1 protein-coding gene is annotated in these 699 nt (G+C 36.5%); it reads right to left on the bottom strand.

What is annotated here, in order from left to right:
• Window positions 1-492: cyclic nucleotide-binding domain-containing protein (locus AAGC65_RS19440; protein WP_343114125.1), on the bottom strand; the 492-nt coding region annotated here is incomplete at its 3' end.
• Window positions 493-699: the final 207 nt, after the last annotated feature.

Genomic DNA, 699 nt, shown 5'->3' with positions numbered 1-699 from the left:
GTTGAAAACATTTGGATATGTTTTTTGAAATTCATTATATTTTTCTTCAGCCGAATAGCTGATCAGTGAAAAGATCCTGCGCTGACTCGCCTCGTAACTTTTGGCAAGTAAAATTTCGTTGAATTTCTTCAGTGCCGGAATTGTTTCCATTAATTCTGTCCATTTTTCTTTAGTCCAGATGAGCACTATGCTGGCAGCGAGAGCTTCTATGTTGTAATCAGATGGTTTCTCATTGTTATAGCTTTCCTGATCACTTATCCACCAGCTATCCACTCCAAACCTAAGCGTATGGTCTGTGCCATCTTCCCCAAACCTATATAGGCGAAAACATCCGGTGACGATGAAACAGTTGATGCGCCAAACCTCGCCGTCCTGTAAAAGGGGCTGCCATTTACGGATCGAGCGTTTTACACTGGCCACGCAGATTCGTTCCAGATCTTCATCTGATATTTCGACATGATTTCGGAGGTGTTGTTTAAAAGCTTCAAACATGGGTTAAGCAAATCTAATAACGATTAACATCATTTTGCAAGCAGACGATAAACACAGAGTTAACATTATTCGTCAATTTTTATATACTGAATGTTATATTTAATTAAATTATCTTTTTATATAAAAACATTAGCAGAATGAACTTGTGTCTTATAAAAGCAAATTTAACACAATAATTACATATAACGATTGGTATATAAAATGTGT

The sequence above is a fragment of the Mucilaginibacter sp. genome (assembly GCF_039207105.1).
Classification (GTDB): Bacteria; Bacteroidota; Bacteroidia; order Sphingobacteriales; family Sphingobacteriaceae; genus Mucilaginibacter.
The sequence above is the reverse complement of the archived record's forward strand: the minus strand, read 5'-3'. Positions and strand labels throughout refer to the sequence as shown.